Below are 26,100 nucleotides of genomic sequence, written 5' to 3'. Positions count from 1 at the left end.
TCTCTGTTATAGAATTTTAATCTCTAAGGATTTATCTATTGATTAATCCTTCAAAAGTCTATATTATACTACAAAACAGACTTCGCTATTGGCAAGGTTTTTTAAGCACTTACAATATGAGCTCATCGAATAAGACAGGCAAGTAGGTATATGAAACGGACGTATAAATGGTTGTGTAATTATTGCTTAACACTGGTAACTTTATCGGGTTATTGTCAATCTACTAATAGTAATATTTCTGACAGCAATTATCGGGCTGTTACCCCAGGAGCTCAATACAATCGATCTTCTTTCCACCAATGGCTTTGGGGCAAACATTACCGAAAGGAATGGGCCACCCCCGCCCGCTTTCCACTCTTTTTCTTAGACACGGCTAATGGAGGACTGATTCCTTATGAAGCCGGCGGTAGCCGCCAAAGTAAAACCATACGACTGAAAACAGCCACAGAGAAAGAATATGTTTTGCGTAGTGTAGATAAAAGTTTTGGACGAGCGCTCCCTCCCATTTTCCAAAACACCTTTGTTGAAAACGTACTCAATGACCAGGTGTCTACCGCTCATCCTTATTCAGCGTCGGTAGTAGCACCTTTGGCAGAAGCAGCTAGGATTTACCATACATGGCCACGTTTTATCTATCTTCCGCAACAACAAGCATTGGATACATTCAATAAAGATTTTGGCAATGACCTATATCTTTTTGAACAGCGTCCTGATGGCAATTGGGAAGAGGCCACCAACTTTGGCAACTCTAAGGAGATCATTAGTACAGACAAGCTTTTTTCAATTCTAAAAGAAGATCCCTATGCCAGAGTAGATCAGCCTGCTTTTGTGAGAGCAAGATTGTTTGATATGCTTGTAGGTGATTGGGGGCGGCATGAAGACCAATGGCGCTGGGCCCGCTTTGATTCTGGCAAATACAGTCTTTACAGACCCATACCTCGCGATCGCGATCAAACCTTTACCAAGTTTGATGGTGTACTTTTAAAGATTACATTATCTGCTGCAAGCTTGGGGCATCTGCAAACCTTTGATTACAAGATCAAGGATATAGAAACATACAACTTCCCCGCCCGTAACCTGGACCGGTATCTTTTAAATGAAGTGCCCCCGTCGCAATGGATGACTATTGCCAAAGAGCTTCAACAAGCTATTACTGATAGTATCATAGATGCAGCTGTTCAAGAACTACCCAAAGAAGTGTATGTCACCTCTGGCCCTGAGATTAGCGCCAAACTAAAAGCCCGTAGAAACGATATAGTTCAGTACGCTCAAAAATACTACAGCTTCCTGGCTAAAGAAGTGGCAGTTGTGGGCACTATAACCAGCGACCGCTTTGTACTTCAACAATTAGCTCCCGGGCAAACAAGTGTAGCCATTTACAAAATATCAAAAGAAGGACTTGCCGATACGATTCCTTATTATAAGCGCGTTATTTCAACAGACGAAACCAAAGAGTTCCGCATTTATGGACTGGAAGGCAACGACACCTACCAGGTTATTGGCGACCTTAAGAAGGCTCCTACCATACGTATTATAGCAGGTAAAGACCGGGACACCCTAATACAAACAGGCAACATAAGTAAAAAGAAAGCGATCCAGTTTTACGATGACAATGGCAATACGATAAAAAATCAACCGGCTATCCACTTTCATACGTTTACAGATACAGTTCGCTATCGCTTCCATTATGATGGCTTTCATTACGATAAAAAAAGTATTAAGCCGATTATCTTTTATAATAACCAGGATCGATTTTTTGTTGGGGTACAGTATGGCATTACCCACCATAAGTGGCAACGAGAGCCCTATGCACACCGCCATACTTTTGACATACATTATTCCTTAGGCGATCTGGCACCAAGCATATCCTACAAAGGCATTATACCCCAGTTTGTTGGTAAATGGAATGTACTGCTAAATGCCAGCTACGACTGGATACACGTGGTCAACTTCTTTGGCATAGGAAATGAAACAACTAAAGATGTTAATGACCGCGACTATTACCGCATGCGATTAAGAGAAGGTACTTTAGGTGCCGGCCTTTACAGGCCTTTAGGCAAATATTGGAACTTCCTGTTTGCCTCAGCATATCAAACTATTGAAATCAAAAATGACCCTGAGCGGTATATAGCCGATCATTATGGTGCAGTAGACAAAGATACCTATGATCTAGAACGTTACGGGCAACTAAAGCTGCAGCTTGATTATGCAAACGTGAATGATATTATTCTACCAACAAAAGGATTTCTGTTGACAGCAAGCAGTGCCTATACCCGCAACCTTCAAAATGGCGACAATTCTATTTTTAGGCATTCTGGCAAAATAAATTTTTATCTCTCTTTTGGCCCACACTTGGTATTAGCTGAGCGTTTAGAAGGTGCCACAGTTACTGGCACACCTGTGTTTTACCAGTTAAACTATATTGGTGGTAGCCCATTATTAAGAGGATTCCGCCGGGAGCGTTTTTGGGGAAAAACCTCTTTTACTAATGCCAATGAATTGCAATGGATCTTTAATACGCGCAATCGCGTATTTAATGGCAAAGCAGGGATCATTGCATTTATGGACCAAGGCCGCGTGTGGAACCCTAACGAATCATCTGATGTATGGCATATGGGCTATGGCGGCGGTTTCTTGATTTCGCCATTCGACAAATTAACTGCTGTTGTTACTTATGGTATATCTAAAGAAGATCAGCTCTTTCACATCCGCTTCAGCAGACTGCTACGTTAGCTTTATTTTTTTACACCCTAAGTATATTCGGAAATCAGCAATCGGGAGTCGAGAATTAAAGACTTCAATGTAAACAACCCATCACTCATCACTCATCACTCATCACTCATTACTCATCACTCATCACTCATTACTCACCACTCACCATTCACCATTCACAATCATTGTTCATAAATAACATGAGGCTTTTCAGAAACAGGGTTTTTGATGATAGTGGTATGTACTGAAAAGACATTTTCAATCAGGCTGCTTGAAACAACTTGTTCCGGTGTTCCGTAAGCTTGAATAGCCCCGTCTTTTAAAAAGAGGAGTTTATCGGCATACTGAATAGACAAGTTTACATCATGCATCACGGCTACTAATACCGTTCTTTCATTTAAAAGTTCTCTGGATAGCTTAAGAAAAGCGTGCTGGTACTTAATATCCAGGTGCCCCATCGGCTCATCTAGAAACAAATAACGCTCGCCTTCTTCAGGCATTTCCCATATTTGGGCTAATACACGTGCAAAATGTACCCGTTGTCTTTCCCCTCCACTAAGAGTTAAGTAATTGCGCGAAGCTAAGTGCAGAATATCCAGTGTTGCCATGGCTTCTTTACAAATGGCGTTATCCTTTTGACCAGGGCTATGCTCAAAATGAGGATACCGGCCCATTATAACAACTTCCGATACGGATAACGGAAAGGTTAATTCAGAATGCTGACTTAGCACCGCCCGTCGCGTAGCCATAGCTCCTTTGGAATGAAGGGTTAGCTGTTGATCTCCATAATAAACTGCGCCTTTATCTGGATGCAACTCACCACTACAAAGCTTCAGGAAGGTAGACTTACCAGAACCATTCGGCCCCAGGATCATATTAAATTCTCGGGGCTGAAATTGTACTGACAAATCGGGAATAATTATTTTCGATCCTATCTGATATTTTAGCCCCTCTACTTTAAGCATAAAATCCACCTCCTTGTTGTTGCTTATAGGAACCAATAAGAATGCTTAGAAAGATGGGGGCACCAATAAAAGCGGTAATGATACCAATGGGGAATTCAGAAGGTGCTACAATACTGCGTGCTACCATATCGGCCAGGTTCAGAACAATAGCTCCTAGCAGCGCCGATCCAATAACCAGGAAACGGTTATCACTACTTTTTAGCATGCGCAATATATGAGGCACAATTAGTCCTACAAAGGCAATAACGCCTACCATGGCTGTTGCCAAGGAAATCATAAAGGTGTTTAGCAATAACACGCGGCTCTTTAATCGGCTGGTGTTGATTCCCAAGTTACCGGCTGCATCATCTCCTAACAAAAGCGCATTCAACCCTCTTGTATAACGCAGGCAAATGATGATTCCGAAAACAGTAGAGCACCCTACCAACCATACACTATTCCAATTACTTCCGGAAAGGGTGCCTAAGTTCCAGAAAGTAATACTACGAGCTTGCGGATCACGGGCTACGTAAGATAAAAAGCCAGTACCTCCAGCTGCCATAGCATTTACAGCTATGCCTGCCAGTATCATGGTAGATACATTGACCTTACCAAAAATGGAAGACAATTTATAAACCGCCAACGTAGCAGCTAGGCCACCTATAAATGCAAATACAGGTAATAAAAAAGGGCCTAGCACATCCGCATAAACGCCAGCAATAGATTTGCCCATAACAAATACAAACGCTGCTCCCAGGGCCGCACCAGCAGATGTACCAATCAAACCGGGCTCTACGATTGGGTTGCGAAACAACGCTTGCATTAAAGCACCAGATACCGCTAACGATGCACCAACAAAGGCACAAAGCAGTACTCTTGGTAAACGGATCTGGAAAAAGAGTGCCTGTTCTATTTTATTAACAGGCACGCTTGTTTGATATCCAAAACCATCGGCAATAAAAGCCACTATCTTTTCATACGTAATAGAAACAGCGCCTACCCTTACAGAAAGAAACAAGAGTAAGAGCAAGATCACTGTAAAGACTATATAATAAAATCGAAAAGACAGCGTGCGCATTATTTTTTGTGTAATAGGTTAATCAATTTCAAAACATTTTCGCCAGTACGTGGGCCTAAGTATACCAGATCATGCTCATCGATCCGGTAAATACGGTTATTCTTAGCTGCTGGTGATAATGAAATACCTGGCAGTTGTTTGAATTTCTCCACACTCCCCTGCAGGTCAAAACCATAATCGGTAGCTAAGATGATATCAGGTTGTGCCTGGGCAATCACTTCAGGACTTAAGTTTTTCCATTTCTGCGCTGTATCAGCCGCATTTTCTACACCTGCCCATTCCAGCATTTGGTTGGGTATGCCTTTACGATTAAAGACGAAGTATTGATTGGCCGCTTGTCCGAAATGCACTATCAACACACGTGGTTTATCCGTCAATTGCTTTCTTACAGAATCTGCTTTAGCCATATCCAGATCCAGTTTTTCACAAAGCGCCCTCCCTTTTGCCTCATTGTGAAATAGGGTGGCCAACTGCATGATCAGGATCTTAGTGGAGTCAATAGTATTACCGCCAGAAAATTGAACCAATGGTATACCTACCTTTTTCACTTGTTCAATAACATGCTCTGGCGCAATATTACCATCATGCCATACTGCCGTTGGATTTAAGGAGATAATACCCTCCGCATTCAAACCGCGGTGATATCCAACAGTCGGTATTTTTTTTGCTGCTTCCGGAAACGTACTAGACAAGTCCACTCCTACCAGTGCAGTATCGCCGCCTACTTCAAAGATGATTTCCGTTAGTTGTTTAGATACACTGATCAGTCGTTGTCCTTCTTTCTGACTGGTCTTTTTATCAAAGCGTCCACATGCCGACAATACAACAGCAGCGGCTATAAATAGAATGTGATTATTTCTCATAATGATAAAATGGCCTGGCATGCAGCCAGGCCAATTGAATTAGAAAATATATTTCAACGATGTACCCAGGTACCAGTTAGATAAAGGCATAGGGTTGTAAATTTTTGGATAGTCTCTTGAGTTCAGGAAGATGTGGGTAGAATAATGTATATCAGTGATATTATCCAAACCACCATAAAGATTCAAATCAAAATGCGCGCTTATAGCTTTACGATAACCAGCCTTGGCATTCCATACAGTGTAAGCTTTTGCATAATGCTGGTTAGCAAAGTCTACAGGCATTTTATCTACATGCGTAAGTGTGGTATTCAAGTACAAACCAACACGGCTTTCTACATCCAGCCCTGCATTGAATAGATTCTTAGCAATACCTTCCACTTGTTTTCCCTTGTAGTTCAGCAATTTTTGCGACTGACCAGGCGATGGCGGCGTAGTCGTTGTTTCTTGCTGCGCCGGATCTGCAGGAATAGTTTGGAAATCTTCGTATTTGAAATCATTATACGTATAGCTAACAAATGGTCTTACCAGGCTGATAAAACGATTCTCAAATTGCTTAGCATACGATAAGGTTAGCTCCAACCCCTGATGGCGTGTTTTACCGGCATTGGTTGTATACATATAGGCATTGCTACCATAGTATTGGCTTACCAGTTTATCCTTCACATTCATTAAAAACAAGGCTACATCATAGCTCAAGCTCTTGTTCAACAAACTACCCTTTGAACCAATTTCATAACTGGTTGCAATCTCTGGCTTCAGATCTTCATTAATACCAGGGTTTTGTCCGGCCAACATGGCTGCGCCGCTTGGAACAATTATAATCTGGCTGGTTGATGGAGAAGAGAAACCTTTGCTTACAGTAGCATAAGCAGATACGTTATCACCTATCATTTGTGTAAGGGCTACTTTAGGAGCCAGGATGGGATCAAAGGTTTTACTGCCGCTACGGTTCTTGTAAGTGGTAGAAGCCGAAGTGGTGATAACCGTTGGGCGCATATCATCCAGCTTGTATTCTATAAAGTTCTCACCAATACCAGCTGTCAATGTAGTAGTAGGCGTGATCTTTCCTTCTGCTTGAAAGAACAGGTTAGCTTGTTGTGCTGCAATCTCCTGGTCTGAAGTTAATGCTCCTGGTACAGCCAAAGTCAAGGCATAACCTTTTGCATAGCTCTTATTACGCAAAAACTCAGCGCCTAAAGAGAATTTTACTGGGATAGTACCAATGGTTGGTGAATAGGTAAAGGTAGAACGGCCGCCAAACTTGCTTTTTTGTGTGCGAGTTAAACCAGCCTCACTAGCCTGGTCAATAAACGTGCTTACTAAAAACAGGTTAGTATTATTGGAAAACAATGGGCTGAACTGGTAGTCCTGACCAACACTTACTTTAAAGTTTTCCAATCCTACATGGCCATCATTATTAATATACCCCTGACCAGCAGAATCTGGGTGTGCTATCAGGTTTGCTTCACTTACTTGGCCAGCCAGGTAGTCCATACCTTTTGTATAGCTGGCAAACGTTGTAATCGTGCGTTTGCCCAGGTAAAAGTCACCGCCCATGTTCACAAAGTTCTTTTCGCTGGAGTTGTGCATACGGAAGCCATCGTACTGCTGATGACCATAGTTCACAAAAAGGCTGGAATTATTTACAGCGCTTTTGAAACTGGTAGTGGTGCGTAATAAGCCGTCTTTACCAGCTGTTACTTGCTGACCTACAGATGTTTCGCCCGGCGTAGCCTTTTGCATTTGCATCAATACCACCCCACCAATAGAGTTACCATACAAAGATGATCCGGGTCCTTTGATCACCTCTACACGACCAAGGCTGGCAAAATCGATATCATCTAAAAAAGTAGTACCGTCTGCATCGGTTACAGGAATACCATTTAAATAAGCCTTATACCCCAATCCATTAAAATTGGTTTCATTCCCATAACCTCTGATAACAATACGTGCACCTTGCACATTGTTACGCATTTCCATACGTACACCAGAAAGGGTGTTTAAGGTTTGATGTAAGAAAATTCCGCTGGTACGAGCCAAGTCGCGACTGGTTACCAGGCCGACAGCATTAGGTGTAGTCAACAACTTGCGCTGTGCAGCGTTACCTTCTACTATCACTTCATTCAACGCCACGTTAGAAGGCTCCATTAGTACTAACAGTTCCGATGCCTCGATCACTTTTACATCTTTGGTAGAATAGCCAACAGAGGTAACCGACAAATGGTCGGCAGTAGAATTGATCTCAAATTGTCCTTGCTCATTACTCACTACAGTAGCTCCACCACCAGAAATTGAGGCACGTGGAATAGGCTGATTCGTTTGCTGATCAATAACACGCCCTTTTATAGTTCGCTGAGCGTAAAGTGTGGTAACGAAAAACAGGTTAAATAGTAGAAATAAATATTTAGTCTTCATTTTTAGTTTTAGTTGATGTAATACAAAGCGATAGAAGCTATTACCTGCATTAGTTAACAGGCATAGCTAAAGGATAATTATTACGAAAAGAAGACTAAACCTTGGGTGGGGGAATTAATTGATCTAGTTCCGCATTAGGAAGACAACACACTAATTCTGTGTCATAAACCACGGCTAGCTGATTTGAAACAAAAATAGGTTCCGAAGATTGATTAAAAAGCAGTTTAATACTTAGAGTTCTGGGCTTTTTATCAGAATTGTTCTTTTGTTTGATAAGGTTTAGGTACTTATGGATTAATTCGTTCTCTTTCTTGTCATTGATACAATAAAATACTGGTTTTCCATTCACTGTAGCTGTTTTTACCACATCATACATCTCTCCATGTAGTCGAAACTCCTTGCCCTCTTCTTCCCATTCTATATCTTTTTCATTTTCTAGGTAAGAGATCATTTCAAGATCAGCTTCACTTATCCTAAGGCGTAACTGTTGCTTCATTTCCCGTTTGGCTTGCCCTTGTTGGTAGACCAAGGCAAACTGGTAGATCATCTGGCTATAAACCAGGGCCATTAACAATCCTATGGTAAGTACGCGGGGCAGTCAATCTGAGTTTGGCCGTAAGTTATTGAATTTCATTTAATATGAACTTCCATATATATAATAACCCACAACTTTCCCCTTTAATACGAGTTATACATTACACTAACAAGTATTCATAAAAGCCAAGTTTACTTAATATATCATTACTTGCTTATCAATAGCAAGGTAAAACCCATCCTTGCTTGCCCCCAATTCCAAATCCCTAATCCCTAATCCCCAATCCCACCCCTCTACGATCTACTTTCTCTATTATTTGCCTCTACCTTCACTACCACTCTGCTGTTCCTTCACTGCTATGCCTCTACACCTTCATGGTTACTCCGTATCCACTTCATGGTTACTCCGTATCAGAGCCTACCTAACTCCGTATGAAAGCCGTACTAACTCCGTATCAACTCCCTACCTTACCCGTTAGCCCTACCACCTCCGTACCCTGGCTCGTATCCTGCCATCCGATACCGCTATAAGCCCCAATAAATAGTATAGAAATGTGTAATAAGAAGGGAAGAAACTATGCTCACGGAAAAGAGTTCTAAAGATACAAAATCACCCTTGAAAGTGAGATCAGACGCTGAAACAAGTTCAGGGTGAAAGCAAGGGGCTGTAAGACTCTGAGACTCCTCGTTTTACTCGAAATGGCAAAAACAAAAGATATTACAGCTAACAGACAGTAATCTTACTAATCCATTTTAATCCCACCAATCCGCGGTCCTCCTTTTCTCACTTCTTCTATGCGAAACATTTCTCTCTGCGCCTCAGCCTCTCTGCGTGAAACCAATCAGTATTAATGCGCCAATCCCCGGTTAGATGAAACACTTTCAATCCAATCCCTTACATGAGGCACATCCTGATCCAACTTCCTCGCAACCCGCTCTAACATCTCCTGCTCACCATTAGGTCTGTATTCCAGATCCTCATCGGTAAGATCAGTATTCAACTCTTTCAGCATTTCTTTTACTTCATCCCAAGGGGCGTCTAATCTTAAAGAATTTCTTTCCATAACAATTACTTATAGTTATTAATGATGGATTTATATCGCTTTCACAACCAAGCTCTACAGCCTTGCGTTGTTTCATATAATTTAGCAAAAAGCAGGCAAAACTCTAAGCATTGGCCGTTATCTTTTTCACTAAATACAAGGATGTAATTAAATAATCTCTTCCTGGACAAGTTTGTCCTTTAAAAGCTAGTTACCTGATGGAGCTGAATTGGCCTTGAATAACTCATAAAACTTTAAATACACCCCATTTGTCCACCCAAATCCATCTTGTGTGGGATATTCCCCACCACCACTATCCAGATTGATATCTTCTACATTATATTTCTCCAGCATTTTGCCAGTGGCGTTAAATACCCTCTCATTTACAGCCATCCAGCGTTCGGCTATGGTTTTTGCCATGTCATTAAAGCCATAATTCATAAAACCCTTTACAGCAATAAACTGCAAAGGCGCCCAACCGTTAGGTGCATCCCACTGCTCGCCGGTATGATAAACTGTTGACACGGCACCTCCATCTTTGAGCAGGTACTTTTGAAAAGTGGTTTTAGCAATAGCAGCCTGCTCTTCCGTAGCAGCATGGCAAAACAACGGCATTACACCAGCTACACTTAGTTTCTGCGTGGTGTGTTTTTGTTTATAATCATAATCAAAGAAAAAGCCCTTTTGTCTGTCCCACATGTATTTCAGAATAGCAACCTTTCGCTTCTCCGCCTTTGCTTTATAGGAAGCAGCTTTTGCCGAAAGCCCACTTTCAGAAGCAGCCTTTGCTAAAAGCATCTCGTTTGCATAAAGCAAAGCATTCAAATCTACCGGAATAATGTCCGTTGTTTCAATGGTATTCAAATGCATGGTATCCTCAAACCACCGGCTGGTAAAGTCCCAGCCGCTTTCAGCTCCTGCCCGCAGGTTAACATAGGCCAGTCCATCTTTACTTTTATAATCTTTACTGGTGGCTACATCTTCGGCGTAAGACTCCTGGCGTGGCGCATTATTATCATCCCAGTGCCGGTTTAAAATAGTACCATCGGGCATCTTCACCACCCTACGATAAGCCTGCACATTTTTAAGTTTGTCAACACCCTGCATCCAGAACTGGTATTCTTTTTCCATAGCAGGGAAATACTTTTTAAATACGGCATTCCCCATCTTTTCTGATAATAAACTGACCATTAACGAAAAATAAGGTGGCTGCGAGCGGCTTAGAAAATAGTTACGATTACCATTGGGAATATGACCATAGTTATTGATCAGCGATACAAAATTGTTGATCATCCCTTCTATCAGATCATAACGGTTACTTACAGCCAGCCCCTGCATGGTAAAATAACTATCCCAGTAGTAGATCTCTCTGAAGCGGCCGCCAGGCACAATATAGGGATAGGGCAATGGTAATAAGGAGCTCCAACGCTGTACGCTATCCCGGTGACGCGCTAGCGTTCCCCACAATTCCTCTAAATGCTTGATCAATGTAAGTCCAGGTGTCACCTTTACATTTGGAGGTACTGGTATATTAAAATGCTGGTGCACAAACGCTTTCAGATCAAAAGATTCATTTGCTTTTTGAGCAGCATAGGCTTTCATTATGGAAGAGGGCTCCGACTTAGGAGTGCAATCCACAAAGGTTTTATTGTCAGGAAAAACCCGGGTTAACTGCACCTGTTTAAATAAATCACCCCACAACTTATCGGGTGTGGGCGTAACCTGCGCGTATGCCTCTAGCGTACCTACAAAGAAGGCTAATAGCAGAAACAGCTTCGTCATATAGAAAGGTTAAAGGGTAGAAAGGGAATACCTTTAAAGATAAAGCTTATAAGACTTTAGTGCAATAACATCATTGTGTATATCTGATTACAGCTGGAAGAGGATAGTTGACAGTTAACAGCGCCCTACTGCCAACGATCAACTGTCCTCAGTTAACTAAATACATATTTCAACGAAAGAGGCGAAGTCAACTAATGACCTCGCCTCTGAGCATCTCCATTCGTACGGACGGTATTAACCATAAACCATCATTTGAGTGAAAAAGCTACCCCAATATTGACGGAGTAATCAGCAAAGGCGGCATCACCTTGTGCATACACACCAGTCTTTTCGGTTCTAATCTTATCGGGCACACTCTGCGTACGGTCACGCACTAGTGCAACCGGTACAGCGGCATAGATTTGTGTTTGTTTTAGACTATACACAATTACTGGTTCGGCAGACAAAACATAACCCGGTCTTCTAAAGCCATTACTGCCACCAATAAGATCTTCCGCTGGCAAACCTTCAATACGCATTCCCCCTGAAAAATGAAAATGCTTCATAGAGTAATTAATACCTGCGCGAAACATGAACTGGTCGGGCACACTCATTACGTCACTTCCATATGCGATAGCTGTAGGTGAAACGGCGCTGCCTCTGGCAGTAGATACGCCATTTTGCTCTCTGGGATTGAAAAGATAAAAGCCGTTGGAGTACAAGCTCCAGGATCTGGTAAGCCGATAAAAGGCATTATATTCTGCCGTAAACCCAGTACCACCATCCCCCAGTTGTATAGATTGATCTACCGGCCCCAAAACCTTAGTTGTGTCATTTTTCCAGAAATAGTCCTGGTACTTATAATCTCCGGTAGGTAATTTAATACCGGCACCTAACTGCACATTGCCTTTGGAATTCTTAACCGGATCAAGCAGCCAATAATAAGCAGCCACGCGCAAATCACCAAGCCCAAAGGAATGAGTACTTCGACGCGCATTCGGACTCTTACTGGCATTACCATAATGTTCATACATAGAAGATCGCGCATTACTGATAACTGGTACAAAAAGACCGAGTGCCCAACGTTCATTCAGCTTTCGGTTAAGGCCAAACTCAGTTGAAAAAGTATGATTGATCACGTTCGTCCCTTGCTCCTCCCTTTCCTTTTGTTCTTCGGTGCCAACAAAATGCTTATATGATTTGAAATAGCGGGTATTAATTGAAAAGATCCAGGGGCGACTCTCTTTTAACATTGCTTCACTATGAATTCCATCCATTGTACACGAAGCACCATTGCTGCGTATAGCTACGCACCCTTGTGCTTCTGCGGCTTTCCAGCTACAGAAAAGAAATATGCCTAAAATTACTAGTCTCATAACTTTTACTTGTTTTGTGATAATTGATTTTGATTTCGTTGAAAGTGGAGCTTTGATACAACATACGCTCCTACTTTTTTCCCTACTTCATTACCTTGCTCTAAATCAGACCGATAATGTATTCCGCCATATAATCGGGAAAAGGAAGCCTCTTGTGCAGCGTCCCTAAAAGAACGGAAAGAACGGTTTGCTATACCAAACTCTGATTCCGATGTGTCTGTGAAGGCAAAATGATCACCCAAAAAATACGTCATCACTTCAGCGGAAGCGTTAGATATTACAGAATGGCCACTAACGTAAGTGGGAAATGGTGGCGTTTGTATGTAGGGTCTCCAATTGGGATCAAAGTATTTATTGATGACTGTTTCTGGGCGCACGCCGTTGGTTTTATACTTGGTATACCAGCAGGCAATAAAACCATCAAATAAAGCAATAGACGTAGCTGCATAAGCAGCAACCGTTGTACTAAAATCTTTACCAGCCTTTTGTGTAGCAATACCTACAATATTCATCCAATGCCCCGGTGGAGAGAACTTCTTGGTGGCATACATGGCATGCCCGGTTACATGTAAATTGAAAGGATTATCATCAAAGAAATCGGCAATATGCCGCTGCTCATCCGTTAAACTGTCACCAACAGTCTTTACCTCCATAACATCTTTATAAAAGTGTGAAGTAGGCGACTTAACATTAAAGACCGGAGGCGCAGGTGGTGCAAACTGAGAGGCGGAATCTAATGACATGGGACGAATTTCACACCAATGAGGCTCCATGGCTTGTGCATAAGCTGGTGGCGTTGGCACCCAGCGACCATCTTCTACAGTAACCGTGTACTTTTCTGCACTCCTTGTTTGCGCATAGTTATCGCCTTTACTCCATTTTAAAATGGCACTTACAATGGTATCGCTAAAAGCTACTGTTTGTTTTAGTACGTCTGCAGGCATTCCAGCACTGTCCGCTTTATCATACAAGTTCTGCCAATAATCCATCAAGGCCCCTTCTGGAAAGGTAACCGCATTACCTACTTTAATCAATGACAACAAGGCGGCTAAATGATAGTTGACCTTAGCGGGCTCTGCTGGCTTTGGCATAACAGGCATATGTTTGATTTGCCCAACCAAAGAAACAAAACGATAATCACCCGCCGCAATACATTCATAGGCGGCAATATTGGCATAAACATAGTTTCGTGCAGCTACAACAGGACTAAAATTATTGTCCATCACCACACTATTTAATTCATATACAGACTTTGAGTATAAACCGGGATTATCAAATACAGGCTGGTAATCCCCTTTATGGCGGCAAGCTCCGTTCATCATTACAATGACGGCAAATAATATCAAATATTTCATGATAGTATTGTTTAGGGAAACAGAAGAAGACCATCCCTTTTTGGGCATGATCGCTCAGTAACTAACAGAAATATTGATTAGACCTGGGGAGGATGTTCGGGCGATAAATGTGGTGATGAAGACAAAGCAACAGATAAAGGTGTATGCTGGTTCTGTTGAATGCTTGTTATTGGTGTAGTAATTAAATAAGAGATAAGGTGTTGTTGAAAATCGTTAATAGGTTGATACTCGACAACTTTACTATTAGGTGATTTATGATCATTCTGATGCTGCATCAGGTCTTGACTATATTTAAAGAACGCATCTTTAGCGGATGCGATATCAGTTCTTTTCTGATCAGGAATACAAAGCAATACCAATTGACCCTGGCAAACTTTCCGTTTCACATATTTATAGACCACACCTTCATAAACAACTTCTCCATCCACTCTTTCAAAATCGCTCCAGTCATTATAATAAGGCAATGAAATGGGAATCGTTACCGTAATGAGTTCAGATTCATCATAAGAATCGTTTTCAAGGGAAGCTGTCATCTGCTGGTCAGCATATTGTTGGAGAAAGTAAAAAGCTACTCTATATCCTGCTATATTAAACAGGAACAAAGCAAGCAGCAGTATTGCAGATAATTTTCGTCTCACTTACTTACAATATACGTTTTTTTGTTCACTCCTATACCAGTCAGCGTAAGCTTTTTCCAGCCCGGCGGCAAAACAGAAGGCACTTGAACAATACCTGTAGGAGTAATATCCAATCCACCAAATCCACTTAGTATTGATTGTAAAAAACCACCAGCACCAGTAGCAAAATAAGGGTTGTTACCTCCGGCTGTTTCAGCTAATACACCGAAGGGATTCTTTTTATTGGGTTGATGTGCCAGCAAAAAGGCCTGCCAGGCTTTTGTAGGCTCTTTAAGCCTTGCATACAACAAAGCAAATATGGCATGCGTCATAGCCGGAGATCCTTCTCCTATCCTTGATTCATAGTACTCTAGATCTTTTCGGACTTGTTGTTGGTCCGTTATCTCTTTTAAAGGATAAGCTAAGAGATTAACATCAGCCTGTTTGATCTTTTCCCCTTTATACGTTGCATGCTCAGCGGTTACACCGTTCTCTAATTTTAATATAGGAATGTTCTTATAAACATCCTCCCAATCGGGGGATGGCACCACATTTAAAATGCGGGCAGCCCATATGGCATATTGCAGGTTTGCTTTTGCCGCTGCATTTGTAAACGCATTGTTATCTACATTCTCGGCCCATTCATCAGCAGCTACTACATTCTTTATATCATACTTACCGGAACCATTGCGCTCTACACGACTGGCCCAGAAATCAGCACACTCCATAATAATGGGAAAACCTTTTTCTTTTAACCAACTGGTATCTTGTGTTACGGCAAAATAATTCCAGGCAGCTATGGCTACGTCGGCAGTAATATGATGTTCAAAAGGACCACTTAGCGCCCAGACTGGCGTTTCTTCATTGCCACTGGCAGCACTTTCCCATGGATACATAGCACCTTTAAAACCATGAGCAAATGCATTGTGTCGCGCCTGTTGCAATCGCTGATAACGGTACTCTACCATGCTCTTGGCCATTTCCGGATGTAATAACAACATGGCAGGAAACATCCATAACTCAGTGTCCCAAAATACGTGGCCGTTATACCCCAGTCCACTCAAACCCATTGGTGATGGACTATAAGCTGTACCTTCTCTAACAAAGGAGTATAAATGGTACATGGCAGATCGCACTTCTCGCTGGCTCGCATCGTCACCTTCAATGACAATATCGCTTTTCCAAAGACTGTCCCAGGCATTGGCATGCATTTGCAATAATCGCTTCGTTCCTTCCAACTTAGCATAGATCACATAGCGCTCAGCCTCATTTAAAGGATCTTCATGGTGTGCTGATGTTATAGAGGCGCCTGCTATAGCAAAATGATAGGTGGTTCCTGCTTTTAGTTGTTTGCGAAACTTGGTCAAATGCATGTTATTATCCCACATTTCATGAATCAGTTCAGGCTCGCTACCATGCGGCTCATCAAAGAGAAAGGTGGTAGAAGAAGCAAACGTTAGTTTGCCGGTTGGGCTCTTGGCTGTTGAAGACAGCAAGCTCAAGGTCACATGTGGGCGATCGATCTGGTTATAATAGTTCTGTACGTCTCGTAAAGCATCCGGCGCCTCCATTACACTGGCAGGCATTACTTCAATGTTTTTCTTGGCGGTGATGGAAACGTCTACTAATACATTGTAAGGAAGATGACGCAAGGAATAATAGGTATAGGTAATAGTTGCTTTGTCGGCATAGTCAAAACTGGTCATTATACTCGCGTGCCTCATATCCAGCACTTGTCGCATTTGGGTAACATCCGCATTACCGATCCGACGTCCATCAATATCCAGGTTCATGTTCACCAGGTTAAAGCCTTGCAAGAAATTGCTGACCCTACCACGCCCATATAGGTCGTAAGCGCCATTTAGGACCACCTCCTTACAACGCAACACATTGGGTGATGAAATAATACCAATCATTCCATTGGCCACAGTAACACCATAATAGTCTTGAGGATTAACTTTATTGACCGTTATCTTCCAGGTATCTGACTGTTGCGAAAAAGCAGAAATAGATAGAATAGTTATAATGATATAAAGAGCCAGCTTCTTCATATGCTAACAGGTGTTTGTATTCAGTTAAAAATAACGATTTGTACTACCAAAGGCAATGGGCACTGGCAATTATGATGAAAATTGAGTAGGTTGTATTGCATCAAACGTTTACTCACATGGCTAAACGATCTAAGCTAAGATTGGTATTGATATTGATCATTGTACTTGCACTGATCAGTATCTATACTTTCATTCCCGGTACTTTATCCATTTCAGGTAAAGTATATGTACATGCCATTGACCAATCCCTTTACACAACTTTAAAAAATTTAAAGCAGTCCAAAGAAAACGCTCCACATCTATTTCCAAATGATATCCAAAATGCTTCATTTAAAATAACAGAAGTAACCTTTCCTTATTTCAATCTACACTCGGCTTATCAAAAAGGAAGTGGCAGTTTAGAAATCATCCCTACCGAGAAGGTAGATTCTACAATTTTAGCGTGGGAATGGAAGGTAGCAACAGGCTTCAACCCAATAAATAGAATCAGCACCTACTTCCAGTTGCAACGACTTAAGGATTCGATCAGCAATTTTACAAAGAACATTGCTTCCTATGTAAGCCAAACCCAAAATACCTATGGCTTACAAATTGAGTCTTTTAGAATAACAGATACGTTGATTGCTACCGTATCGCAGGATTTCGTTTCAATACCCACTACTGAAATGATCTGCCAATTAATGGAAAGATTACAACAAGAATTGCAACTCGCTACTATTAAAAATAGCGGTACTACTATGTTATCTCAACGCCAAGAGGGTGATAAGTATACGGTTATGGCTGGCATATCAGTGCAAGTAAGGCCATCTTCTATTAGTGGCTTACAAATGAAAAAGATCAACCCCAGCAAATTACTGACGGGCATTGTACAAGGAGGGCCAGCTTCTATTCAAAGGGGCTACCTGAATTTAAGGAATTACATCCTAGACCGAAATATAGAAGAAGCGAGCATCCCCTACGAAATACCTTTAATCAACCGTTGCACCGAAAGCGACACATCAAAATGGCAGACAAAGATTTGTTACCCCGTTTATTAATGTACTACCGGAAAAGCTTTACGCTATCATTATTGCGGGCAATGGCCAGGTATTGGGTTCTATTTACAGAACGAACAGTTTTGATATCCCTGACTTCGCCAGTCAAATAAAACTGAGAAAGAATTGGTGGTATAACTTCAAAGCCATTTTTTCCTGTAGGATGAAGCCACCACAGCTGAGAAGCATCATATCGACCTTCATAAGGAAGTACTCCATAAAAATTCCCTCCGCCTAAGATATCCGGCTTATTATCCCTGTTTATATCCGCATACAAAATGGAGAATACAGGAGCGGTTTGTGCTGTAGCTGGAAATGGTTGCCAATGAAAGGAACCTTTTCCATCATTCCTTAATACCCCAGAACTAAAATTATAGGCATTTAATACAGCGGCATTATCTAAAGCCGCTTTATCAAAAATCTGGTCAACGGACTTATCAGCCATGACCTGATAGCCCAGGAATTTCTTTTTGATAAAAGGCAATTGTTTTTCCAACTCTTCTTTATTTAAAAAGGGGTAGTACTTACCCTCAATGTTAATACACAGTAAAGGATCTGAAGTTCCATTTTTATCCCAATCGCCTAAATACTGGCGTACAGGTTCAGCTGCAGAAGCTTTCAGCTTGCTGTTCGTTCCATAATTACCCACTAAAAAATCTATATCCCCATCTTTATCAATATCTGCACCGATAATAAAATACCACCAGCCATTCAATTTTGGCGGCGCCACCTTATTGGTCACATTTTCAAAATGATCTCCTTTATTTAAAAGAAAGGTCACGGGCATCCACTCGCCTACTACAACTAAATCCATTTTACCATCCTTGTCAAAATCCTCAAATACAGCATCGGTTACCATACCCAGCTCCTGAACCGAACCCAACCATTTTTGCGAAACATCTACAAAAGTTCCTTTGCCCGTATTTAATAAAATGTAGGAAGCACAAGGCTTGCCATATGACATTGGATCACTTCGCCCGCCTACAAATAAATCCATCAAACCATCGTTATTAATATCAGCTACACTTACACAGCTTTTATTTTCAGCTATTGGAGGCAAAGCGTGTTCTGCTTTGGTAAACTGGCCTTTACCATCATTGATATATAACCGATCTAATAACCAGGCATTCCCCTTGTTATATTCATTGCCACCTGTAACAACATACAGATCAAGATCTTTGTCATTATCCGCATCAAAGAAAAACGCATCTACATCTTCAGATAAGGAGTCGGCTGCCCATAATGCTATATTGCTAGATTCAAACTGACCATGACTATTTTGGATATAGAGTGCAGAAGATTGTTGTTTAGCTCCGCAAAGGAAGATATCATCCAGGCCATCGCCATTTACATCACCAACAGCCATTTTAGGCCCCTCGGTAGAAAGTTCATGAGGAATTAAATACTGACGATTAAAATCATAAAACACATTTTCTTTATGCCCCAATTAAGTTTTGTACTGGTGGTCACATCTGCCAACATTGGCTGTTTATTTCCAAAGATTCTAGTGTAAGAAAACGTATCAACGGCATTCTTTTGTTGAATCACTATTCGCTGATTGGTAGCTAGTTTCTTAACGGTTTGACTATGGTTATTGGGCCACACAACCACTAAGCTGTCTATATATGAAAGTGTATCTAAGCCAAAATGCAATAGTGCCGGAACAGAAGATTGAAACCCTCTTGTAAGCATTAGCTCCTGCATTTGTATCCCTTCTTTTGTAAATAAAAATGCTTTTACGCCCACCCCCATTGTATTCTTACCAGCACCTTTAAAACTTAGCTGCAAGTAATGCATACCCGTTGCCCTATTTTCATAAATACCGGCTTCCTCATTTGAGCGATTGACTACCAGGTCTAAATCTCCATCATTATCTAAGTCCGCATAGGCAGCCCCGCTTGATACAGTAGGTTGTGAAAAGCCCCAGCCTTCCGACTGATCATTGAATGCCCCTTCTTTAGTGCCTTTATAAATAAAATTATGACACTTGCCATCCGGTATTTGTTGTAACACCTCTTTATCAAACTGGTGCGACATTAGTAAGGCTTGCTGAACAGAAGATGAAGAAACAAACTTGATGTAGTCCAGATCCAGCATTCGCTTTTGAATGCCATTGCTGATGAAGAGGTCTTTAATACCATCATTATCAAAGTCAGCAAATAATGGACTCCAGCTCCAATCGGTTGCAGCAACGCCAGCTTGTAAGGCCACATCACTAAACCGCTTACCGTTGTCAATGTTTACTTGCAGGCAATTCCGTGAATATTGATTCTGAAATCCATTACCCGTTATTTTATACTGGTAAATATCTAAGGACTCTTCACCTCCATAAGTCTTCAATACCTTTTCATCATAAGGCAACATATCTACAGTTATCATATCCAGCATGCCGTCATTATTATAATCGGCAATGTCATTTCCCATACTAAAGCGGCTGTAATGCCCAAAAGCTTTTGCTCCACTTTCCGTAAACGTTCCATCTTGATTATTTATGTAGTAGTAGTCATTCTCATGAAAGTCGTTTCCTACATAAATGTCATCCCACCCATCATTGTTCAAATCGCTTATTCCCAGGCCTAATCCATAACCTAAACCACTGGAATAAACGCCGGCTTGCATTGTAACGTCTGTAAAATGTCCATTATCATTTCGATATAAACGATCACCTGCTTTTGGACTTACCTTTCGCCGGTTAGACGTATCACGGTAAAATTCGACCGAGTGATCGGATTGGTTCAGTAAGTAACAATCCAGATCATTGTCGTGATCAAAATCGAAAAAAGCGGCTTGTGTAGCGTATCCAACAAAGCCTAGTCCATATTCAGCCGATTTTTCACTAAACGTGTTGTTACCGTTATTGATATATAAAGCATTGTGTCCTTTTAACCCTAATTTTCCTGCTACAGCCGACACATAGATATCCAACCATCCATCCCCATTCACATCTGCCATGGTTACACCGGTACACCAATCAGCAGTTCCCGCGACACCTGCTTTTGTGGTAATATCTTCAAATTGAAATCGACCCTTGTTTAAATAAAGACGATTTCCCCCTGCTTTATTCGCTGTGAAATAAATATCCTGTAGACCGTCATTATTAATATCACCAATAGCTACTCCACCTCCATTATAGAAATAGAGGTAATCTAAAATATTGAGGCTATCGTTATCATGTACTTCGTTTCTGAAAGTAATACTTGTAGCATGTGATGGCAAGGACGCAAAAAGCTGCGCCTCCTTGCCTTTGCAAGAAAGCAGCAAGCTAAGTAAACAACTGCCAATTGCGAGTATTGTTTTAGTTCGCTTTATAGATCTGTATACTTTCATTATTCCGGGCAAAGACTATATAGCTCTTTTGATTGGCGGCCTTTAACAACTGAATATCTCTTGTTTCGTCTTTTACTTTTAAGCCAGAAAGCAAATTGGGAATAAATTCAAAACGGCCTTGCCCTACTCCTTTTAATAGTACGCCATAACTAGCGTCCAAACGCCCAACTTCTGGTTTTAATCCAAAGAAGTTACCTCCCATAATAATATCCTTATTACCATCACTATTATAATCCAATACCAAAATGCTATAAACCGGGGCCAATTGGGCCACAGAAGGCAAAGGCAATTTCTTAAAACCAGATTTACCCTCATTGATAAACAGGCAGGTCTGAAACTCCTCCACCTTCAATTGTTTAGCAGACTTCAACTGTTCAGGACTCAATACCTCATCCATGGTTTTGCCAGCATACGCGGCATAATGCAGAAACTTCTTTTTCAGAGAAGGTAGTTGTTGCACCAGGTCGCCTTTTAAGTAGAAGGGATAGGCCTTCCCGTCAGACTTATAATAAACAGGGATACATTCTTCCTGACCATTTTTATCAAAATCACCGATATAAAGCATTCCGGGCTTATCAGGACTGACCTTTATTTTTGAATTTAGCCCTTGGTTTCCTGCAATGATATCCGAGTCACCATCACCATCAACATCTGCGATTGTTAAAGTATTCCACCAACCCGCGCTCTGAGACAAAGCACGCGGTTCAGTAAGAATACCATGCTGATTTATACTGATCATTACGGGCATCCAATCGCCTGCCACCACAAGATCTTTAAACCCATCACCATTAAAATCTACCCACTTGGCATCAGTAACCATTCCTATTTTTTGTAGTGCAGGGGCATTTGCAGATGTTACATCTTTAAAAACCCCTTTCCCATCATTGATTAGCAAATAGCTTTGAGGTATTTCGCCATACATACCAGGCACGCTTCTTCCCCCAATAAAAACATCTAAGTCGCCATCATTATCAACATCAACAGTACGTATACAACTGACATTTACCGAAATAGAAGGTAATTTGTCTAATGACCTGGAGAAGTTGCCCTTTCCATCATTGAGGTATAACCGAGGAGTAAGCGTATAAGCACCTACGACATCCTCATTGCCCCCCGAGGCTGCTAAAAGGTCCAGATCTCCATCTCCATCTACATCCGCCAACTCAAGTCCAATATTCTCGTAATCCTTATCTCGTTCAAAAGCTTTCTGAACGGACTGCTTCCATCTTCCACCTGTTTGAATAAATAGTTTCATGGAATCCTCTTTGGCAGAACCTAAAATCACATCTTCTAAACCATCTCCATTTACATCCCCAATAGCCATCTTTGGCCCCTCGGTAGAAATCATTTTTGGAATGAGCCGCTCACGGTCAAAATCTATAAAGGCGTTTTCATGATGCAAGAAATCACCAGAAAACAAATCTGAACCAGCCAATGAAAATAAGGCCTTACCTACAGGTATAGGATAGGCTTGTTGATTGGCATGTTGCTGATCTAGAGTAATTGTTTGATTAGATCGTATGCCTTTCAGTACTTGCCTTTTTAAATTAGGCCACACTACTTCCATTGAATCAACCACTTTGGCTTTCCCAATACCAATACACATAACAGGATCTACACTGCTTTCAAATCCCCGGGTAAGCATTTGCTCATAAACAATCTCTTCCTTCCCTAACCAAAGTTTTACTTGAGATCCGATACCCATTGTATTCTGTCCACTACCCTTAAATTTTATGCGGAGATAGTTATTACCAGCTTTCCGTTCCTGGTTATTGCGGTATATAAAGGCAGGCTGATTGACATTATTGACAACCAGGTCTAAATCTCCATCATTATCCAAATCACCGTAGGCAGCACCATTACTAAATGATGGCTGCCCCAGGCCTAATGTATAGGATTGATTGGCAAACTGCAGGTTTCTCTCATTTACAAATGCATAGTTGGGTATTGGTGTAGAAGGAAGTTTATCTAAAAACGCGGCAACATCAAAACGACCTGCCTGTATCACTTTCTCGCGGGTGGCAGCACTTTGCAGGAAATCAATATAGTCTTGATTCGTTAGATCTTTATAGATGCCATTACTAACAAAAATATCTTTCCATCCATCGTTGTCAAAGTCAAATAGTAATGCACCCCAACTCCAATCGGTAGCATTTACACCGGCAAAGGCTGCTATTTCAGAAAAGGTTTCGTTACCATTATTCAACTGCAAGCAGTTTTGAAGAAACTGCTTATGAAAGGAACCCTTTACTTTCGAATTAAAGAAATCAAAATCATCAAAACGGGTGGTGGTTTTCAATCGCTCATCACTTTCCGGCAGCATATCCGTACTGAAGATATCAGCCCATCCATCATTATTGATATCGGCTAAATCAGCACCCATACTGCTCTGAGACGTGTGTTCCATACAAGAATCCACATCCTCTTTAAAGGTGCCGTTCTTTTGGTTAATGTATAAATAGTCCTTTTCAAAAAAGTCATTTGACACATAAATGTCTGGCCAATAGTCCCCGTTTACATCTCCAATGGTAACGCCCAATCCAAACCCAATCAGACTACCATAGATACCGGCTTGTTCACTAACATCCGTAAAGTGACCATTATCATTTCTAAGCAGCTTGTCACCCGCAAATGGATCTCTAACATTTCGGATATTCCTGTTGGTTATTTTGTCTACTGGATAGTAAGAGTTATTCAATAAGTATACATCTAGATCGCCATCTTTATCATAATCAAAGAAGGCAGCATGTGTATGATAGCCGCCGGAATCCGCCAAATTATATTGTTGCGCCTGCTCTGTGAATGTATTATTGTGATTATTGATAAACAGTTCGTTCTTTCTCTTATCGCCTTGTATGTTTCCAGAGTTGCAAACATAGATATCCAGCCAGCCATCAGCATTTACATCTGCCATAGTTACCCCGGTACTCCAGGCCATTTGGCCGCCCACTCCTGCTTTTTCAGTAATATCGGTAAAGGCCCAGTTTCCTTTATTCAAATACAAATGATTGTTCTGCTGGTTGGAAGTAAAATAAATATCACTTAAACCATCGTTGTTAATATCTCCAATAGCTACCCCGCCTCCATTATAAAAGTTGCGGTAGTTAAATACATTCATCGAGCTATCATCTGTTACCTTGTTGATAAAAGCAATTCCTGTTTGTCCTGATGCCATTTGTGAAAAAAGAGGATCGCTTGGAGGCACATAAGTCGTTTCAGATTCATTGCTGCAAGCATACAAGAACACTAGTAGGGCTGTTGCTCCAAGTTGCCATTTATGGATCACAATAGCACACTGCTTCACTACAATTAAGGTATTCTTAAAAATTGAACGAATAATCAAGGGTTACGTATGTTTTTGCATTTACTATTTGTAGTATAAATCTAAAATAGGAACGTTAAATAAACAGAGGCAAGTATGTGCTTGCCTCTGTTTAAAACTGTAGTTTCATTTCAATATTAATACCCAGGGTTTTGCTTTAAGTTAGGGTTCGCTGTAAGCCGCGGCCTTGGTATGGGATATATGTTCCTGGTATCTGGTGATACGTTAGCCTTAAATTGTTTAGGTTGTAAAAACTTGCCAAAACGGATCATATCATTTCTTCTCCAGCCTTCCCAGGCAAATTCCCGTGCTCTTTCATCCAAGAAACTATCGGCCGTTAAACTGCTTAATGGAGCAGCTTTAGCTCTTGTCCTTATTTGGTTAACAAGTGTTAAACCAGCATTCCAGTTATTAGACTGTCTGGCAAGCGCTTCAGCTTTCATCATAAGCACATCTGCATAACGGAAAACGACCCAGTCATTACTTTGTTGCCGGCGCGAATTTTTCTCGGGTGCGTACTTAATACTTCTAGCTCCTTCATTCCGCGCAGCGGCACTTAAGCTGGAAATGACTGGCGTAAGAATGATAGGTGTGGCACCATCAGTCAATGGATTACCGAGATTATCGTATTGTTGCCCAACAAGGAACATCGATTTCCTTACATCATTCGGATCATTGAACTTATTGTAAAAATCAGCGTTTGAACTAAACCCATTCCAAGGTGTTTCACCTAAGTTGTAAACAGCTCTATGTGAATAATGGAGCGTGCGTAATTGCATACGGGTCAAACCGCTAAAGTCACCAGGTCCATACAAACTTTTATCCGTAGGTATTGAAAAGATGATCTCTTCCGCCGATATGTCATTATTCGTAGCGAAGTTGGCGAAAAAGTTATTGTTCAATGTGTATTTCGCACTGTTTATAACCGAATCGCATGCTGCAATGCAATCTGTGTATCTGGCTGTTCCGGTATAAACTTGTGCATTCAGGTAAAGTTTGGCTAAAAGAGTGAAAGCCGCATACCTTGTCATTCTACCATAGGTTGAAGCACCTACTGTTGTTGTTAATTTAGGAATTGCCGCTTTAAGTTCTGATTCAATAAAGGCGAAGACCTCAGCCCTGGGTTTATTCGTTACCGTATTAGGGTCTGTTTTGAAGTCCGCAACAATAGGCACATTGCCATAGAGGTCCATTAACATCCAGTGATATAAAGCTCTTAAAGCCTTTAGCTCGGCCAATAATTGGGGCTTTACAGGTAGTTCAACAGTAGAACTAAGGAGTTGCGCCTCTATACGGTTTATTTGTCCAATACCATAGGAACAGAAACCCCAGGCAGCATTTAAGATGTCAACGTCAGGTGTCCAGGTCTGGAGCCACAATTGCCGCCACTTACCATTATCATCCCAGTCGGTACCTCTGGTAGGTACGATGATCTCATCTGTAGAAGCTTCTTGTAAAAAGAAATAATCATTATCAATGCCATCTCTGTTTTCAGAACCCAACGATGAATAGGCAGGACCAACTAATGCTAGTAACTCAGTCTCGGAGTTTCCAAAGTTTTCTGCACTTACCCTATCATACAATTTCTCGTCCAACTTGGTACAGGAAACACCAGAGACTATTGTCAAAAGTATTAACCCCTTTAAGAAGGATACACTTTTCATGGTG

The 26,100-nt window shown here is 41.3% G+C and carries 17 protein-coding genes; 2 read left to right on the top strand and 15 right to left on the bottom strand.

The features are described 5' to 3' along the window. Positions 1-150 precede the first annotated feature (150 nt). A complete protein-coding gene (locus tag SY85_RS00385; protein ID WP_066401249.1) occupies positions 151-2,733 on the top strand; it encodes a BamA/TamA family outer membrane protein in 2,583 nt (860 codons plus the stop codon). A gap of 161 nt (positions 2,734-2,894) precedes the next feature. Here SY85_RS00385 and SY85_RS00380 read toward each other — a convergent pair whose 3' ends face one another. The 11 genes from SY85_RS00380 to SY85_RS00330 form a co-directional block, all read right to left on the bottom strand. Further along, complete coding sequence (locus SY85_RS00380; protein WP_236938262.1) at positions 2,895-3,620, bottom strand: heme ABC transporter ATP-binding protein; 726 nt, start codon at positions 3,618-3,620, stop codon at positions 2,895-2,897. Between the two features lie 49 nt (positions 3,621-3,669). Beyond that, complete coding sequence (locus SY85_RS00375; protein WP_066401245.1) at positions 3,670-4,734, bottom strand: FecCD family ABC transporter permease; 1,065 nt, start codon at positions 4,732-4,734, stop codon at positions 3,670-3,672. After that, complete coding sequence (locus tag SY85_RS00370; RefSeq protein ID WP_066409162.1) at positions 4,734-5,597, bottom strand: heme/hemin ABC transporter substrate-binding protein; 864 nt, start codon at positions 5,595-5,597, stop codon at positions 4,734-4,736. Before SY85_RS00370 ends, SY85_RS00375 begins: the two co-directional genes overlap by 1 nt. Positions 5,598-5,636: 39 nt before the next feature. Beyond that, positions 5,637-8,012: a TonB-dependent receptor gene (locus tag SY85_RS00365; RefSeq protein WP_066401243.1), complete on the bottom strand. Its 2,376-nt coding sequence runs from the start codon at positions 8,010-8,012 to the stop codon at positions 5,637-5,639. A 94-nt stretch (positions 8,013-8,106) separates the two neighbouring features. Further along, the gene (locus SY85_RS00360) at positions 8,107-8,580 is read right to left on the bottom strand and encodes a hypothetical protein (RefSeq protein WP_066401242.1); all 474 of its coding nucleotides are present in this window, start codon (positions 8,578-8,580) and stop codon (positions 8,107-8,109) included. An 814-nt stretch (positions 8,581-9,394) separates the two neighbouring features. Then, positions 9,395-9,610, bottom strand: a complete 216-nt coding sequence (locus SY85_RS00355; RefSeq protein ID WP_066401240.1) for a hypothetical protein — start codon at positions 9,608-9,610, stop codon at positions 9,395-9,397. Positions 9,611-9,796: 186 nt separating this feature from the next. Continuing rightward, positions 9,797-11,371 (bottom strand): alpha,alpha-trehalase TreA, encoded by a 1,575-nt coding sequence (treA, locus tag SY85_RS00350; RefSeq protein WP_066401238.1) that lies wholly within the window; start codon positions 11,369-11,371, stop codon positions 9,797-9,799. A 248-nt stretch (positions 11,372-11,619) separates the two neighbouring features. Beyond that, positions 11,620-12,726 carry a hypothetical protein gene (locus SY85_RS00345; protein ID WP_066401237.1) on the bottom strand — a complete coding sequence of 369 codons (1,107 nt, stop codon included), beginning with the start codon at positions 12,724-12,726 and terminating at the stop codon, positions 11,620-11,622. A 5-nt stretch (positions 12,727-12,731) separates the two neighbouring features. Then, positions 12,732-14,081 carry a vanadium-dependent haloperoxidase gene (locus tag SY85_RS00340; protein WP_066401235.1) on the bottom strand — a complete coding sequence of 450 codons (1,350 nt, stop codon included), beginning with the start codon at positions 14,079-14,081 and terminating at the stop codon, positions 12,732-12,734. A 77-nt stretch (positions 14,082-14,158) separates the two neighbouring features. Then, a complete protein-coding gene (locus SY85_RS00335; protein ID WP_066401232.1) occupies positions 14,159-14,719 on the bottom strand; it encodes a hypothetical protein in 561 nt (186 codons plus the stop codon). Next, complete coding sequence (locus SY85_RS00330) at positions 14,716-16,749, bottom strand: glycoside hydrolase family 65 protein (protein ID WP_066401230.1); 2,034 nt, start codon at positions 16,747-16,749, stop codon at positions 14,716-14,718. Before SY85_RS00330 ends, SY85_RS00335 begins: the two co-directional genes overlap by 4 nt. Positions 16,750-16,865: 116 nt before the next feature. Here SY85_RS00330 and SY85_RS00325 point away from each other — a divergent pair, with 116 nt between their 5' ends. Next, entirely contained in the window at positions 16,866-17,786 is a 921-nt protein-coding gene (locus SY85_RS00325) for a GyrI-like domain-containing protein (protein ID WP_066401228.1), read from the top strand. Positions 17,787-17,790: 4 nt separating this feature from the next. Here SY85_RS00325 and SY85_RS25295 read toward each other — a convergent pair whose 3' ends face one another. From SY85_RS25295 to SY85_RS00310, 4 genes are all read right to left on the bottom strand, one after another. Continuing rightward, positions 17,791-19,230 (bottom strand): FG-GAP repeat domain-containing protein, encoded by a 1,440-nt coding sequence (locus SY85_RS25295; protein ID WP_099459362.1) that lies wholly within the window; start codon positions 19,228-19,230, stop codon positions 17,791-17,793. Further along, complete coding sequence (locus SY85_RS25290; RefSeq protein ID WP_099459361.1) at positions 19,182-21,110, bottom strand: CRTAC1 family protein; 1,929 nt, start codon at positions 21,108-21,110, stop codon at positions 19,182-19,184. The genes SY85_RS25295 and SY85_RS25290 overlap by 49 nt, the downstream gene beginning before the upstream one ends. After that, a complete protein-coding gene (locus tag SY85_RS00315) occupies positions 21,079-24,453 on the bottom strand; it encodes a VCBS repeat-containing protein (protein ID WP_226998956.1) in 3,375 nt (1,124 codons plus the stop codon). Before SY85_RS00315 ends, SY85_RS25290 begins: the two co-directional genes overlap by 32 nt. A 116-nt stretch (positions 24,454-24,569) precedes the next feature. Beyond that, entirely contained in the window at positions 24,570-26,096 is a 1,527-nt protein-coding gene (locus tag SY85_RS00310; RefSeq protein WP_066401227.1) for a RagB/SusD family nutrient uptake outer membrane protein, read from the bottom strand. Positions 26,097-26,100: the final 4 nt, after the last annotated feature.

It is taken from the genome of Flavisolibacter tropicus, from assembly GCF_001644645.1.
GTDB lineage: Bacteria > Bacteroidota > Bacteroidia > Chitinophagales > Chitinophagaceae > Flavisolibacter > Flavisolibacter tropicus.
The sequence above is the reverse complement of the archived record's forward strand: the minus strand, read 5'-3'. Positions and strand labels throughout refer to the sequence as shown.